15 protein-coding genes and 1 pseudogene are annotated in these 14715 nt (G+C 46.6%); 9 read left to right on the forward strand and 7 right to left on the reverse strand.

The window, feature by feature from the left end:
- A pseudogene (locus tag RMO79_RS17340) lies at positions 1-105 on the forward strand (IS5/IS1182 family transposase); the annotation flags it as partial.
- A gap of 51 nt (positions 106-156) precedes the next feature.
- Here the strand turns inward: RMO79_RS17340 and clpS are convergent.
- The 4 genes from clpS to RMO79_RS17360 all read right to left on the reverse strand — a co-directional run bounded on the left by clpS (position 157) and on the right by RMO79_RS17360 (position 4947).
- Positions 157-438: an ATP-dependent Clp protease adapter ClpS gene (clpS, locus tag RMO79_RS17345; RefSeq protein ID WP_310484482.1), complete on the reverse strand. Its 282-nt coding sequence runs from the start codon at positions 436-438 to the stop codon at positions 157-159.
- A 5-nt stretch (positions 439-443) separates the two neighbouring features.
- Positions 444-2492 carry an FAD-dependent oxidoreductase gene (locus RMO79_RS17350; protein WP_310484483.1) on the reverse strand — a complete coding sequence of 683 codons (2049 nt, stop codon included), beginning with the start codon at positions 2490-2492 and terminating at the stop codon, positions 444-446.
- A gap of 304 nt (positions 2493-2796) precedes the next feature.
- Positions 2797-3591 carry a PspA/IM30 family protein gene (locus tag RMO79_RS17355; protein WP_310484484.1) on the reverse strand — a complete coding sequence of 265 codons (795 nt, stop codon included), beginning with the start codon at positions 3589-3591 and terminating at the stop codon, positions 2797-2799.
- A 219-nt stretch (positions 3592-3810) separates the two neighbouring features.
- Positions 3811-4947, reverse strand: coding sequence for a hypothetical protein (locus RMO79_RS17360; RefSeq protein WP_310484485.1), 1137 nt, complete (start codon positions 4945-4947; stop codon positions 3811-3813).
- Between the two features lie 293 nt (positions 4948-5240).
- Between RMO79_RS17360 and RMO79_RS17365 the strand changes: the two genes are divergently transcribed.
- The 3 genes from RMO79_RS17365 (at position 5241) to RMO79_RS17375 (ending at position 6910) form a co-directional block, all read left to right on the forward strand.
- Positions 5241-5723 (forward strand): DUF721 domain-containing protein, encoded by a 483-nt coding sequence (locus tag RMO79_RS17365; protein ID WP_310484487.1) that lies wholly within the window; start codon positions 5241-5243, stop codon positions 5721-5723.
- A gap of 365 nt (positions 5724-6088) precedes the next feature.
- Positions 6089-6367, forward strand: coding sequence for a hypothetical protein (locus RMO79_RS17370; protein ID WP_310484489.1), 279 nt, complete (start codon positions 6089-6091; stop codon positions 6365-6367).
- A 210-nt stretch (positions 6368-6577) separates the two neighbouring features.
- On the forward strand, positions 6578-6910 hold the full coding sequence (locus RMO79_RS17375) for a hypothetical protein (protein ID WP_310484490.1): 333 nt from the start codon (positions 6578-6580) through the stop codon (positions 6908-6910).
- A gap of 181 nt (positions 6911-7091) precedes the next feature.
- Here RMO79_RS17375 and crtL read toward each other — a convergent pair whose 3' ends face one another.
- The 3 genes from crtL to RMO79_RS17390 form a co-directional block, all read right to left on the reverse strand.
- Complete coding sequence (crtL, locus tag RMO79_RS17380; protein ID WP_310484491.1) at positions 7092-8378, reverse strand: lycopene beta cyclase; 1287 nt, start codon at positions 8376-8378, stop codon at positions 7092-7094.
- A 273-nt stretch (positions 8379-8651) separates the two neighbouring features.
- Positions 8652-8954, reverse strand: coding sequence for a 30S ribosomal protein S14 (gene rpsN / locus RMO79_RS17385; protein ID WP_310484492.1), 303 nt, complete (start codon positions 8952-8954; stop codon positions 8652-8654).
- A gap of 125 nt (positions 8955-9079) precedes the next feature.
- Entirely contained in the window at positions 9080-9232 is a 153-nt protein-coding gene (locus RMO79_RS17390; RefSeq protein WP_310484493.1) for a hypothetical protein, read from the reverse strand.
- A gap of 593 nt (positions 9233-9825) precedes the next feature.
- Here RMO79_RS17390 and RMO79_RS17395 point away from each other — a divergent pair.
- The 5 genes from RMO79_RS17395 to RMO79_RS17415 all read left to right on the forward strand — a co-directional run bounded on the left by RMO79_RS17395 (position 9826) and on the right by RMO79_RS17415 (position 14616).
- Entirely contained in the window at positions 9826-10809 is a 984-nt protein-coding gene (locus tag RMO79_RS17395; RefSeq protein WP_310484494.1) for a beta-fructosidase, read from the forward strand.
- A gap of 153 nt (positions 10810-10962) precedes the next feature.
- Positions 10963-11406 (forward strand): hypothetical protein, encoded by a 444-nt coding sequence (locus tag RMO79_RS17400; protein WP_310484495.1) that lies wholly within the window; start codon positions 10963-10965, stop codon positions 11404-11406.
- Positions 11407-11659: 253 nt separating this feature from the next.
- Positions 11660-12739, forward strand: coding sequence for a M23 family metallopeptidase (locus tag RMO79_RS17405; protein ID WP_310484496.1), 1080 nt, complete (start codon positions 11660-11662; stop codon positions 12737-12739).
- A 55-nt stretch (positions 12740-12794) separates the two neighbouring features.
- Positions 12795-13670, forward strand: a complete 876-nt coding sequence (gene lipA / locus RMO79_RS17410; RefSeq protein WP_310484497.1) for a lipoyl synthase — start codon at positions 12795-12797, stop codon at positions 13668-13670.
- Between the two features lie 31 nt (positions 13671-13701).
- Positions 13702-14616 carry an NAD(P)H-dependent glycerol-3-phosphate dehydrogenase gene (locus tag RMO79_RS17415; protein WP_310484498.1) on the forward strand — a complete coding sequence of 305 codons (915 nt, stop codon included), beginning with the start codon at positions 13702-13704 and terminating at the stop codon, positions 14614-14616.
- Positions 14617-14715: the final 99 nt, after the last annotated feature.

Below are 14715 nucleotides of genomic sequence, written 5' to 3' on the forward strand. Positions count from 1 at the left end.
CACTGGTGTCGCCGTCTTAATGTTGATTACGAACGTTTACCTGCTTCATCAGAGGCTTTCATCCACATTGCTATGATCCGACTTATGCTACGGAGACTTGCTTGAATATTTTATACTCTCCGTATTTCCAAACATCCTCTAAAACCTAAACCCCACTCAATCAGCTTCTAACGGTGCCATTGTCAAACCCGCGCGGCGTAATTGTTGGTGATAGAGTTCGGCTTGTTCTTGGGGGCCAACCCAGACGATCGATTGTCCTTCAAAATGGACTTGATTTGTCAATTCCCAAGCCCGATCTTCACTCATACCAGGAATATAAGTAAGCAGACATGTAGAGACATGCTCGAAGGTATTAAAGTCATCATCTAAAACAATAATTTTAAAGTTAGGATAAAGTTTCTGGATTGTTTGACTGGACTTTTCAGGTGCGAAAACCATAGTATTTATTTCCAATCTTGCCAATTATTATTAAAAATTGAGGTATTGGGAAAAGATGTCGGATTGTTGTTAGCTTCTAGACGTTTGCGTAATTCAATTATCGCGATCGACCGATCGGGGAGTGGTTCGACCATTTGGGCGGGGGTAATGCCCTTCTCTAGAGCATATACCGCCGTGGTGCCAGCAGCAGCACCAGCAGACCATTCAAATGAGTGAATTCGATAGGCAGCAGCAGCGACGTGACTGGTGGCGATGCTTTTTCCCGCCACTAACATATTATCAATTTTTTGGGGAATCATCGCCCGCAGCGGAATTTGAAATGGATAAGCCTGTCCTTCACCTTGCCGCGCGCCAGCTCGTTCGCTGTTGTTGGGGGCTTCGGGGGGATTGTTTTGCATACAGGGGTGAAAATCGATCGCATAGTGCCCGATGCCAACTGTATCGGCGTATAGAGTCGATCGCTTGCGGGGGGTCGGTTTATCGCCAGTGAGGACATCGATCGCCTTGACCCCAGATAAATTCGCTTGGAGCTGCCGTAATTCTGTTGGCGATAGATTTGCCGTTCGCTGCGGATCGAGCAGGTTGTTGCGGCTCATATCGACCTCTGCGATCGTAAATCCATCTTTGTATCCATAGCTAGGTCTACCAATAATCCTGCGACCTTCTCGGATGTAGGGATATTTGGACAAACCGTGAGCTGTCCCCATTGGGGAATCTAATCCGCTGATATATCGTTGATTGGGATTGGGTGTTTTGACCCAATAGTTAGGCGATGCGGGGTCGGGATTAGCACGAGAATCGGTTTTACCCGCCACCAGCCAATAATAGAATCCTTGAGCGTTTTCCTCGCCTTTACGGAGGGTATCGGCTCGTAATCCACCCATCCAGCCACCTGCGGCAAGTTGTCCCGATAGTTTCAGTTGCGATCGATCGAGAATTAAATTATCTTGGGCACTACCAGGGCGATAATCATTTCCCCACGTCCAATTTTGCATGGAAATATCGCCAACGGCGGGTGCGGTGAAGTTAATCCCGCCAATTTTGGTAGGTTTACCAGTTCCCGAACTATAAATCCGGCGATAGCTGTAGACTAAGCCAAAATCGGCTAGCCGCTTGAGTTCATAGCTATAGTAGGGTGAGTATTGCTGATAATTGACTGGCTCTACTTGTAATTGCGGGGTGGCGGTAGTCTCCATTGCAAAGGGATAGGTAAACCCTTGCGTGCAGTAAGGATCGCCTGTCGTGCTAGCGGAGGAAGGTTCGTCTGCCGATCGCGGATCGAGTCCCAACCGATAGGGTACATCTGCCAATCCTACCAGTTCTCCGGTTTCGGTGGCATCGACTACATACCAATTTGCGGGTGTTGCGGCTTGCTGTTTGGGTGTTTTATAAGTGGGAATAAAAATAATTTTGCGCTTTTGAAATTTGGGCGAATCTTGGTAGCCATAAGCATCTTCGATCGTTTTAGAAAGCGGTTCGGTATTGATAGGTGGCGTTCCCGGTTGGGATTGGTGTTGGATGGCAACGACGGCATTAATTTGCTGTCCTTCGTTCTTTTTACCGACAACTAGTTCTTTAACAACCGTGTTGGGATACCAATATAATTTGCCTTTACCCTTTCGCTCGGCTGTTTTTAACATCCCATACAGAAGCTTATGAGCATCTTTAGGCAAAAAGCAAGCTTCACTTACCCAGCAGTAGCCAGAATTTAATTTGCCATAATAGTCTTTCACTTGTTGGCGAAATTCTAAATAACCGCGTGGAAAATAGTTTTTCGCGCGTTGGGTGGGGCGTTCGTCTAGCGCGGATACGCCTTGCGCCGATATTTGTCCGCCTACCCAGTCGGTAATTTCGGTCATACAGACTGACTTTCCAGCCAGCAAACCTTCATACGCTGTCGCCGTACCGCTCAAGCCACCACCCGCCACCATAATATCGCACCCAATCGTGTTATCGACAGGTTTGGTTTGAGTCGCAGCCAGAACGCTAGGAAGGTAACTTAGTTCGATCGCAACTAAGCCCAGACATAGAAAGGTTAGTGGTTTTTGCATCATGTAGGGAGATCGGGGGGTGGGGGACGGGGAGACGGGGGGACAGGGAGACTTGGCGGAAAAACTAAGGAACGCCGTTCCAAAACCTAAAACCTACTTAAAAGTTAATAGGCAATTATTAAGACAATCGATCGATCTGACAAGTTCCCGATCGACAATCACAACCGGGATATTATTTAATTTTTGACACGACAAACTGAATGGTTATCCGATCGATAACCATCCAGTGCTAGGCTCAAATCTGAGTCAAAAATTAATTAGCGATTCGATCGGACTCATCCCCCCAATTTCCGCACGGACTCCCGATTTAGAGACCGTCAATTTGCTTGCGTAATGCTTCTAATTCCTCATCTTGGGCACTCATCGGTGCTTTGACGGTATCCTTAGGCGCGGTGGTTGTGGGCGATACCGTTCCTTGGGGTAAAGCAGCAGTAGGCTGAGATCCCCCGATCATTTGCTGTTTCATAGCGGCAAGTTCGTCATCGACATCGCTACCTGCGGATAGAGCTGCAAATTTGCTCTCTAAATCCGCGCCAGTTAGTTCGGCGGCGGCTTGAGATTTGGCTTCTTGAATGAGGACTTTTTCTTCCATCCGATCGAAAGCATTCATCGCACTATTAGTGCCCAAACGTCCAACTGCACCTTGGAGTTGTTCTTGCGCTTTAGCAGCCTGAGCGCGAGACTTGAGCATATCTTTCTTGGTTTTCGCCTCAGAAATCTTGCCCTCAAGTTGGATCAAACTTTTTTTCATCGTATCTACCATCCCTGCTTGCCCATCCAATTGAGCTTTGAGGCTGCTGGCAGTTTCGCTGTAATTCTTCTTCCGTACCAGAGCTTCACGGGCGAGATCTTCATCTCCTTTTTGTAAAGCTAGTTGGGCTTTGCTCTGCCAGCTATTGGCATCGCCCATCGCTTTGTTATACTGCTGCTCGGTGCGCTTTTGGTTGGCGATGCTACTAGCTACCGCTTGGCGCAATTGTACCAAGTCTTCTTGCATGTCCATGACTGCCTGTTCCAGAATTTTTTCTGGATCTTCGGCTTTGCTAACCATATCGTTAACATTCGCCCGCAGCAGTCTGCTCACCCGATCGAATAATCCCATATTACTATCCTCTTTATAGTTTCCCGCTCTAGTAGCTAAGTATTTAGTTCGCTCTGAATGCTAGAGTTTTGGCGTGACAATTAAAATACTGACCTAGTAATTATCATAGCTTCTGGATCTGACGATCGGGCACTACCTAGCCTGGAATTCACAAATCCTCTAGCCGATAAAAGTTTGCCCGATCTTTGGCGTAGCCTACCTAAGGTAATCGCCCTAAATTTATTGGCTCACGCGCGGCGGTACCGCCCGATAGCCAGTGGGTTTGACAAAAGTGTGGAAATTTGATGGCAGCAGAGATCGCACCAGGCTATCGGCCAATCTCGGTTGAGCGGTAATTGCCGTGGGCGGTACGATTTGAGCCTTACCATTCACATTAAATGGAATTGCTGCTGGTGCTGTAGATGTTGCGCCCATAATTGTCGTTGGGGCAGTACTTACTATAGTTGTAGGTGCGGTTGTACTTGGTAATTTAACTGTATTGAGCGCGCTCAAGTTGAGTTCGGAAAACTCATTAGCTGCTAAATTAGGACTTTGGATCGATTGTCCGATCGTGCTAGCCACGGGGCTGGCAACTTTAGCACCTACGAGGGGAGCCAAGACGCTCGGATTGAAGTAAGCATAAGCACCACCGCCAGCGATGACACAAGCCGCAGCTAGAGAGCCAATTTTCAGCGGTGTAAATAGTTTTTTCCCAGTTTTAGCAGGTGCCGATTTTTGATTACTAGCAGCATCCGCAGCCGGATAACCAAATTGAATCTGCCGTAACAATTCTTGCGAAGATGATGAATATTCATCGTGGCGGAAAGGTGCAATTTCGCCACCAGAGGCGAAATTCAACTCCATTTCGCCTGCCTGGTTTGCCGATCGATGTAACGCTATCGGTGCATAATTAATGTTATCGATCGCGCTTTGACTACTGCTAGAAGTTGTAGTCAGTCCATCAATAATGATAAATCCACCTGGTGCTTTGATTTCAGGGGGCTGCTCAATTGCAGGCGGCATAATTTCGGCGGTGAGAATGTCCGCATCAGCATCGAATTCATTCGTCCGATCTGCTTCCGGCTGGAGGCTGGGTTGTGGCATCGACTCAACATCGGTAACACCAATATCTCGATCGTGCTGAGATCTAAATCTATTCAGTTCGTCTTCCAATTTAATATCTAAACAATTAAGAGCTGTTTGGAGTGTGGGATCGAGCTGGTAGGCTGCATGAGATTCGTATACTGGAGCTGTATCCACCGGATCGGGCATCTCGCCCGTATTGTGGATGGGTTGCTCCCGCACAGAGCTACCAGCGACGACAGATCGATCGCCAGAAGATACGTTCGCACTATCGTCAGATGGGTGGTGGTTCATAACTCACATTAAACGCAGATATTTCTAAAGATGTCAGTCAAAATTGAATTAGAAGCGGTGGTGACTCTACTGTTAAGGTACCCACAATTCGCTCGACCGAGCCAGTTAATTACTGGAGCTAGCTAACGCCAAGAGTTACTAACTTTACCAGTACTCAGCCAAATTGCGTAAATTGCGTAAATCGCTAACCGTTACTGTGTCACTAACTATATGCCAAAAATCAGCTAATTCACTAAAAACTAGATATTTGACCGAGATCTCGCGATTTACGTAGTCCTAATACTATTAATATTATGTCACTTACGCCAATTTCCTCAATTACATTGGGGATTCAGCAGCAGCCGGGATGGGAAGGTGTCCGAGATTGGGGCTTAATCATCCGCGCTTGGCAACTGAGCGTGTCGCCGAGCGTTGCCGAGCGAGCCATGCCTAAGACGTTTACTAGAGGAGTGCTGACAATTGCGACGCATAGTTCCAGTCTCGCCCATCAGCTCGCGTTTGGGAGAGTACAACTGCTCCAGCAGTTAAACGCGCATTTAGACGGATCGATCGACGATCTGCGGTTTGTTGCTGTCGGTTTTAGCAGCCTTAACCAGCCGATTGCTACTGAAGATCGAACTATCCCAATAGACTCTGGTGAGATCGTTATTTGTTCCCACTGTCATTGTCGGGCGCGTCAGGGTGAATTACTCAGGTGGGATGTCTGCCAATTTTGCGCGATCGAGCTAGGAATTTTGGGTAAAAGATCTGGATCTGTGCTGAAAGTAATTAATTAATTCAATTATCTACCTTTTGGTAGATTCGATCTTTTTATTAATCCGAGTTAATTTGTTCGACAACCTCAACTTTTAGATCTTACCGATTTTGTGATTCCGCGTTTCTGACGATCCCTCATGGTTTTAGCTGGATTAGTACTAATATTGACTGTTAACAAACAATCTCCGTGTATGTACTGAATACTCTAATAAATGTATCTATGTATAAACTGAATCTAAAGACAATCTAAAGTAAAAAAGAGGTTGGGGATCGCTACAAGCTAGATGGTATCAATGGTTGATGTCACTTTTGTCTAAATTGGGAACAGTGATAATAGTAAACAGGAGAGAATTGAATTTGGTGCTCTTCCGAATGGGTAACGCTGATGAACGACCAAAATTGTATTACTTCTGCTTGCCGTTACTGCCGCTTCTACCGTCCAGAGGGTATGCATGGTGGTACCTGCCAACAACTCAACGTATCCGTCAGAAGCAACTGGAAAGCTTGTCAGCTTGGTTTACCAGCTTTTGCCAATAGTTGGGAAAATGCCGAACAGCTAGCCACAGCCAATCGCCCAACTATTACTACGCCTGTACTACAGATGACAGAAATTAGTATTGTCGCGCGGGAATTAAGCAATACTTCAATAGGTAATAATAACTAGTAAGATCGATCGAATGTCGGCTGCTATTTACACTACCGAAATTAGCGAGCGAATTTAGACAATTCCAGGAGTTTCCTTTACAAAAGTACAAACATTGCTGGTTAATTAATTTTAATTACCTACACTTGCGATCGATCCCGACTTAAATGGAAGATTGATAAAGAGCGCGGTCGCGAGTTGGAGATCTAGATTATAGTTGTTAGTTGCTACATGACAGAACCGATCCCATCGATAACATTACCCCCAGCAACCGACGCAATCGAAGAAGGTAAGTGGTTGCAATCTACTCTCAAGACTTGGCTCGATCGAGAATTCATTCCAGAGTCGATCAATCTGACGATCGCTCAACGCGCCGCTCAAATCTACACTCGACAGCGGATGGAAGGTGAAAACGATCTGGGTGCTCTAGTGATTGCGATCGTCACCGAAATGCAGGCATTTAATTTTCAAGAAAGCTTTTTTGGTGAATTCACCGTCGCTAATGCCGTGAGCGACTTAATTTTAGATAGTCTGGGGATGGATAACCGTTGTTGTGGGAATTAAATGAGCGGGGAGCGGGGAGCGGGGAGTAGCAAGAAAATAAGCTCCCAAATAGGGTAACGAACTAACCTAGTACTGAGCGGCATAAGTTCGGTTACCATCTCTGATTACCCACTCCCCGCCAAATAGTAACTTTACTTGTGCCCAATACTACTAGTAATTGATGGTATACCAAACTAGCAACTTATATCACTGATTTGGAAGTAACAGCTAGCGGCGATTTTGCGGCTTGGAGGCTGATAAATTGCCAGAAAAGATTGCTTTCCAAACCGGGAAATTGCATCAAACCCCAGCGCAGGGAATTGGGGGCGATCGCAAATAAGCGCACCATCGCGACAATCAATTCTGGTGTCGATAGTGTGTCGGCCAAAAATCCCGACCATTGACTTTGGGGCAGAGTGAAGAAGGTATCGAGATGCTGTTTTAACAGCACCTCATCGAAGCGCATTAACTTTTCCAAGCCAAACCGATAGAGATAGTATTTCCGTAGCCGATCGGGATTCCATAACTCCTGCCATGCCGCATTCGCGATTTCGGCTGGCTCCGCTTGGGCCTCCTGGAGGGCGGTGGCAATGGCTGCGGCCAAGCCAGGAGCGCGGCGCAGCAGTGACCCGACCAGATAACCCGAAGCGGGGTGGACCATGCTCGCCGCACCGCCAAAGGCCACCACAGGCTGATGGAGATCGGGCAGGGGTAGGGTCATCGGAAAAATGCAGCGTTCCATCTCGTGGACTTCTGTAACCTTAATTCCCCGTGCGGCCAATCGTTGGTGCAAGCGTCGCTCTAGCAGCTCAAAACTGACTGGGGGTGCCATCGCCAGGGATGTCTCTTCCACAAAATAGACATCATTGCCAAAATCCATCCCATAGGAAAAGGTCGGCGGCTCGGTGGCGCGTTCGGTGGCTGATAGATGCTCGCTGCGAAAATCCTGATGCACGAATTGTTGGGCTTCGACGGGAGGTGCCGAAAAATGACCGACGATCCCGTAGGCAGTTTGAAAGGCTACCGCGCCCCGATCCTTCTGTCGCTTGATAAACATCGAATTGTGACCACTGGCATCAATCGTCAACCGAGCACGGAAGGTATCACCCGCCGCAGTAGTGACGATCGAGCATTCGCGATCGTGCTCGATTTTTGTAGCCTTGCCTTGGTGCCATGCCACTCCCCCAGCTTCACATTTCGCCAGCAGATGGTTTTGCAGCTTGACTTTATCAAATAAACCGTAGGCGCGCTCGTGATTGACTGCCCCTTTGCCGAAATAGGAGACACAATTTTCCCAACCATGACCTAATAATTCCGTCAATCCCAGAGCTTCGAGTTCGTCGCGCCAGATGCCATAGGTATTCGGCCAGACTTGCCGCAGCGGACTGGCAGTCAGTCCGCCAACTTTTACTCCTCGCTCGGCCAAAGCCGACGCAATTATCGTCCCTGCGGGGCCTGACCCAATTACTAGCGCATCAAAATCCAACATGGCAGCGTTCTGTAAATATAGCGTTCTTTTAGATATCGCCCCACCGAGGATCGATCCTCGGTACTAGATCGCATTTTAACACGCGTTGGCATAGCCTACTGTTGGTAATCGAATACCAGCCGAATAACGCTCGATCGCTAGGGCGGATCGTCAATTAGGTAAAGTGGAGATGGCAAATTTTGAGATGAGATCGAAATAGCAGCCTCAGATCTGGAGGATCTAGGGCTGCTATTTTGAAAAATTAATGAGGTAAGATAACTTACCCAGTAGCGATTACCAGCTAGATTTAACTACACCGGGGAGTAAACCTTGGTGTGCCCATTCGCGCAAGACGTTTCGGGATAGACCAAAATCGCGGTAATATCCACGCGGACGACCAGTTACCCAGCAGCGATTGTGCAACCGAGTCGGCGCACTATTGCGAGGTAATTGTTGGATCTTGCGGTGGATTGCAAATCTCGCTTGGGGTGTAGCAGCTTTATTGAACTCTTCTAGCAGAGCTGCTCTTTTGTCTGCATATTTCGCTACTAGTCGCTCGCGGTTTTTCTCCCGCTCGATCGTACCTTTCTTCGCCATGTGTCTAACTTTCTCTATTTACAAAAAACCGGAGCGACTCTCGTACATCAACACAACCGACTCTAATCGGTAGGCATTCCAAGAGTGCTAAACACTATATTATAGGGCAAATCTGGTTATTCTGTCTACTGCAAATTTTGGTTCGCAAATCTTTTGAGGGAGTCGGGGATAAAAGAGGGATCGAGAATTAAATTTTTCTCTGATGGGAATAAACCGATCTGTTGGCGATCGATTTTCAGAGATTGGAGCTGAATCTCTAGCTGCGATCCTGGGGACATCTATCGACGGATTGACGCAATCGAGCAGGTTAGTCTAAATTCAAAAATATTTTATTCTAAATCTATTTTTCGCTCTAACTTTCGATCGCTTACTGTGATAAGTTGGGTATGCTAAATCATAACCACAACTTACCGCCTACTGGAACATAGACATATTATGGTACACCCGATCTTTAGCTTGGTGTCCGCACGGGTTTCAACAGTTACAACTGTAGGCAACAGCCAGCATTTCCAGCAAGTGGTAAAGAGGGAACGGACGCATCGTCCGGGTTTTTAGCTTTAAGGTTTTCAAGTATAAATACTCATCAAAGGATCTAGTTATTCTAGATCGAAGATTTTGGCGACGAGCGAAATCTATCGATTGACAAAAACGCGATCGCAGCGGCGACGAATAAATTTCAACTGTTTGTGAAACTTATTTAGCGCAAATCATTCATTATTACTAAGTGAATCATTAGCGCAAGCATCGCGACGGAATAGCTATCTTCTCCATCCCCGCAGTCTAAAATTCTTGCCCCCTTCGCCAAGATTTTGACTGCGACAGTTTTGTCCTGAATTAATTATCCAAATCTTGAATTTTGAATTGGTAGAAAATGCGTACTCTCGCTCCAGAATTTAGCTATCCGACGCTGCAACATCCCGATCGCCATGTTTGGGACTTTTGGTATCACTTTGCACCAGATACCGGAATTTTTCACTTATTCTATCTTAATGCCGATCGATCGTTAGTGGCGACGGATGCACATCACATGAGTTCGCAGGTAGGTTACGCAACTACCAAAGATTTTACGACGATCGAGTGGGTTAGCGATCGCGTGTTGGGCGCAGATCCGCATGGATGGGACAATACATCGATTTGGAGTGGCGACATTATCAAAATTGATGGTGGCTTTTTGATGTTTTACACATCACGAGATCGAGCCACACACGACGGAATGACGCAAAATATCGGCGTGGCTTTCACTCACCACATTCAGAGTTTCGATCGCTGGTTCCGGATTCCGAGCATTCGGATTCAACCGCAAGCCCCTTACGAGCCGCAGCACGTACCAGAAGATCTGACAATTCATGCTTGGCGCGATCCATTTTTATTCCGTCATCAAGAGCAAATTTATATGCTGCTCTCGGCCAAAGATCCGACTAAATCGATCGGCAAAAAAGGCACTGTCGCACTGCTCAAAGCTAAAAATAATAATTTTGAAGATTGGGAATATTTACCCCCCATCTGTCAACCGGGATTTTATGCCGAGATGGAAGTTCCACAGTTGTATAAGGCGAGTAATGAAGAGTACGCCCTGGTTTATAGTACTTGGGCAAAGTATGATTTTGCACCAACTACCCAACAAAGCGGCGGGTTACAAGGCTATTTTTCCCCTTCGATGTTTGATTTTCCGGGCGAGAATCCTGAGGTGATTTTACCCGAAACCGAACAGCTCTATGCTTGTAGAGTTATTCCCGAACTCGATGGCGAAATTGTCGGTTTTGATATCAAAACTGGTGGCATCCGTCGGAGTGGCGTGAAAACTGGCTTGCAACATGTCGATCGCGACTTTAGCAGCTACTCGATCGAAATGTAAGTAGTTTTAAATCCCGGATCGGATTTTCCGTTATCCCATCGCCAGTAGGCGCAATTTATGAATTGCGCCTACTGGCGATTTAGCTTGAAGAACGTCATGCGAATGATAGACTAAGTTATTCGAGATTCGACTTAATTTAAGAAATTCTCAACCGTGAACGCTGCTCAACAAGCTACCGATATCACTCTCGCCAGTAAAATTGCTTCTGCCGTCAGTCTCTTTCGGAGTGAGTTTCCCGATGCCAAAGTAGATTTAAAACCGTGGGCAGAAGATCTCGATACTCAGGATTTAGTCGATCCCGACTCGATCGATTTTAGCTTTCATTTTCCCGGTTGGAGTCGGCGGTGGCAAAGTCGGAGTGTGTTAGTGCAGATTCGATTTGCGTCAGAGGAGATCGGCATCACACAAGATCGGTTATTTGAGTCACCTCGTAATTTTATTGGGTTAGAAGTTGCAGGCTTCGATTATCGGGGCAAACAGTGGCGACTATCGACTGTTTGCGACTGGCAATTTGAAGGCGAAATTCAACCTCAGCCAGAAATAACTGATAAATTAAAACAATTTTGTCGGCAAATTTTCGAGTTGTTTAGCTTCTGAATTCAGCAAATTATTGATTGTCCAGTATCTAGAATGTGTGATTTATCACATTATCTGGAGATTGAAAATTATAGTCGCGATCGGTGTGGATCGACAGATTGAGAGATCGCGAAGCTTTTAATGGCGAGGGATTGAGCTAGAAGTTTAAAAAAATATGTATTTTGGACAATATCTAGTATACTAAACGAAATCTTGATTCTAGTTCGCTTAGGTAATTTTAACTTTTACCCCGTCCCAATCCTTATAGTAATCTATGCACGTAAAGACATCTCTGAAATTTTTAGCTATTGCGAGTGCATTATTAAGTACGGGTGCCGCCTCCGCGCAAAATTCATTTTCAGGCGGGCAATTTTTGGTAGCCAAAAATACATTAAAGACTCAGTTATTGGCAGCCAAAAATGTTACCGATTTTAATGCTGCAAATACTGACACCGGGCAAGCTCACCAAGTTGGTACAGACAATTTTGGGAGTGATGAAGATGGTATCGTGCTACCTGCACTACCAAATGCGCGGCTAGTTAGCGCGCGTCCCACCCAGAGTGCTGTGTTTTCTAGCGACGTTGCCAATTCTAAGCAGAACTACCAACTTAGCGGCGTACCCATTCAAGTTGGTGCGGGTGAAGCCTCTGTCGAAATTTTTGTACCACCCCCAAAGACTCAAAATATTGTCGTACCATCAGTATCGCGGCTGCCACGAGTAATCAAAACAACTAAGTTACCGACAAGGTCGATTACCCCCACTTCTAATATTACGAGTTTTACTCAGATCCCCGCTCGTCCAAGCAACGTCGCCACCCAGCCGAATAATGTCCCCACAGTCCCTAGCATCGCTTCCGTTCAGTACAATGGCGACCCAACTGCATCAACTGTAGAGTTAATCTACCCTTTAATGAATCCCGCACGCGTTACTTCCCGTTTTGGTTGGCGGACGCACCCCCTCACTGGGACTCGTCGCTTTCATTCGGGCATTGATATCGGCGCACCGACCGGAACGCCTGTAGTAGCAACGGCGACAGGAACAGTAGTATCTGCTGGTTGGAACGGCGGTTATGGCAAAGCGATCGTGATTCAGCATAATGACGTACAGCAGACTCTCTACGGTCATCTATCGGAGATTTCCGTCCAACCGGGACAACAGATAACTCAAGGTAGCGTCATTGGGCTAGTCGGCAGCACTGGTAATTCTACTGGGCCGCACTTACACTTTGAAAGTCGCTCTCCAAATGGCACTGGCTGGGTTGCAGTCGATCCGACTCAAGATATCCAATACGCGATCGATAATCTCCGTCGATCGATGCCATACGCTGGTAAAGACACTCCTCAAGGGCTATAAAATATTCATAGCTCAGAACTTGTTAGAATAGTAGCTTTGTGAATTCTCAATTGTTATGACAGTCAAACCAGAATGGTTGCGGGTTAAAGCACCCCAGTGGGAACGCGTTGGTAATGTGAAAGACATCCTCCGCGATTTGCAGCTCAACACGGTTTGTGAAGAAGCTTCATGTCCCAATATCGGCGAGTGCTTTAGTGCCAAAACAGCGACATTTTTAATCATGGGGCCAGCATGTACGCGTGCTTGTCCCTACTGTGATATCGACTTTGAGAAAAAACCCCAACCGTTAGATCCGACCGAACCGTTGCGGTTAGCGGAAGCTGTCAAACGACTCAATCTGAAGCACGTAGTAATTACCTCTGTCAATCGGGACGATCTCCCCGATGGTGGTGCGGGTCAATTCGTGCTGTGTATCCAGTCCGTACGCGCCCTCTCGCCCCAGACAACGATCGAAGTACTCATTCCCGACCTGTGTGCCAATTGGCAAGCCTTGGAGACGATTCTAGATGCCGCTCCAGAGGTTCTCAATCACAACACCGAAACTATCCCCAGACTTTATCGCCGCGTCCGTCCGCAGGGCGATTACCAACGCTCTTTAGACGTTTTAGCTCGATCGCGGGCTTATGCTCCCAGCGTTTATACTAAGTCAGGCATTATGGCAGGCTTGGGCGAAACCGATGCAGAAATTCGCCAAACCATGCGAGATTTACGATCGGCAGATTGCGATATCATCACGATCGGGCAATATCTTCAACCCTCTAACAAACACCTCAACGTCGCCGCCTTTATCACCCCCGCACAGTTCGATGCATGGCGGGTATATGGTGAAGAAATCGGCTTCTTGCAAGTGGTATCTAGTCCACTGACGCGCAGTTCTTACCATGCGGAAGAGGTTCAAAAATTAATGGTGAAATATCCACGCGGTAATTAGTAATCTCCACCTCATACCTCAGTTCTATTCTATGTCCGATCGAATTACAATTATCGGTGCTGGTGCCTGGGGTAGTGCGTTAGCAAGTTTGACGCAAATTAATGGTTGCGAACCGACAATTTGGTCGCGCAGTAGTAATCTGATGTTAGCAGAAACAGTCCGCGATCGGGTGGCAATTATTTCGGCTGTTTCAATGTCGGGAGTGCGTGCAGTTATCGAGCGATTGCAAGCTGAAATAGAGCCGCACCAAATTATCGTCACGGCGACTAAAGGATTAGACGCTCAAACTAATTGTACGCCTGCTAAACTGTGGCAAACAGCCTTTCCAAATAACCCAATTGTCGTGCTATCGGGGCCGAATTTATCATTAGAAATTCAGCAGGGATTACCTGCGGCGACGGTAGTTGCTAGCCATCATCCCGATGCTAGTACTAAGATTCAAGAGATATTTTCTTCGCCTAAATTTCGGGTGTATACTAACGACGATCCGATTGGTGTCGAAATTGCGGGAACGGTCAAAAATGTCATTGCGATCGCGGCGGGTACTTGCGATGGGTTAAAATTAGGAAATAACGCTAAATCAGCCTTATTAACGCGAGGATTGGCAGAAATTATTCGGATCGGGCAATATTGGGGTGGGAAAACCGAAACTTTTTATGGGTTATCTGGTTTGGGCGATTTGCTAACAACATGTAATAGTAGTCTGAGTCGTAATTATCAAGTCGGTTATGGTTTAGCTCAAGGGCGAACTTTAACCGAGGTGTTAGACAATTTAGCCGGAACCGCCGAAGGCATAAATACGACTAAAGTATTAATTCAAATTGCTAACCAACATCAAATCTATATACCAATTACGGTATTAGTCGATCGATTATTACAAGGGCAGATTACCGCACCAGAAGCAATTATCGCCTTAATGTCTCGCGATCGCAAGTCAGAATATTAAAATTGGTGGATAGGGAATAGGGGATAGGGAATAGTGGATAGTGGATAGTGGATAGTGAATAGTGAATAGTTAAATTCCACTCCTTACTCCTTACTTCTT

The sequence above is a fragment of the Chamaesiphon sp. VAR_48_metabat_403 genome (genome assembly GCF_031422475.1).
Taxonomy (GTDB): Bacteria; Cyanobacteriota; Cyanobacteriia; order Cyanobacteriales; family Chamaesiphonaceae; genus Chamaesiphon.

What these genes read in the sequence shown, in the direction of transcription:
- clpS (WP_310484482.1), bottom strand. Translation starts at nt 438, where the DNA reads ATGGTTTTCGCACCTGAAAAGTCCAGTCAAACAATCCAGAAACTTTAT.
- RMO79_RS17350 (WP_310484483.1), bottom strand. Translation starts at nt 2,492, where the DNA reads ATGATGCAAAAACCACTAACCTTTCTATGTCTGGGCTTAGTTGCGATC.
- RMO79_RS17355 (WP_310484484.1), bottom strand. Translation starts at nt 3,591, where the DNA reads ATGGGATTATTCGATCGGGTGAGCAGACTGCTGCGGGCGAATGTTAAC.
- RMO79_RS17360 (WP_310484485.1), bottom strand. Translation starts at nt 4,947, where the DNA reads ATGAACCACCACCCATCTGACGATAGTGCGAACGTATCTTCTGGCGAT.
- RMO79_RS17365 (WP_310484487.1), top strand. Translation starts at nt 5,241, where the DNA reads ATGTCACTTACGCCAATTTCCTCAATTACATTGGGGATTCAGCAGCAG.
- RMO79_RS17370 (WP_310484489.1), top strand. Translation starts at nt 6,089, where the DNA reads ATGAACGACCAAAATTGTATTACTTCTGCTTGCCGTTACTGCCGCTTC.
- RMO79_RS17375 (WP_310484490.1), top strand. Translation starts at nt 6,578, where the DNA reads ATGACAGAACCGATCCCATCGATAACATTACCCCCAGCAACCGACGCA.
- crtL (WP_310484491.1), bottom strand. Translation starts at nt 8,378, where the DNA reads ATGTTGGATTTTGATGCGCTAGTAATTGGGTCAGGCCCCGCAGGGACG.
- rpsN (WP_310484492.1), bottom strand. Translation starts at nt 8,954, where the DNA reads ATGGCGAAGAAAGGTACGATCGAGCGGGAGAAAAACCGCGAGCGACTA.
- RMO79_RS17390 (WP_310484493.1), bottom strand. Translation starts at nt 9,232, where the DNA reads ATGTCCCCAGGATCGCAGCTAGAGATTCAGCTCCAATCTCTGAAAATC.
- RMO79_RS17395 (WP_310484494.1), top strand. Translation starts at nt 9,826, where the DNA reads ATGCGTACTCTCGCTCCAGAATTTAGCTATCCGACGCTGCAACATCCC.
- RMO79_RS17405 (WP_310484496.1), top strand. Translation starts at nt 11,660, where the DNA reads ATGCACGTAAAGACATCTCTGAAATTTTTAGCTATTGCGAGTGCATTA.
- lipA (WP_310484497.1), top strand. Translation starts at nt 12,795, where the DNA reads ATGACAGTCAAACCAGAATGGTTGCGGGTTAAAGCACCCCAGTGGGAA.
- RMO79_RS17415 (WP_310484498.1), top strand. Translation starts at nt 13,702, where the DNA reads ATGTCCGATCGAATTACAATTATCGGTGCTGGTGCCTGGGGTAGTGCG.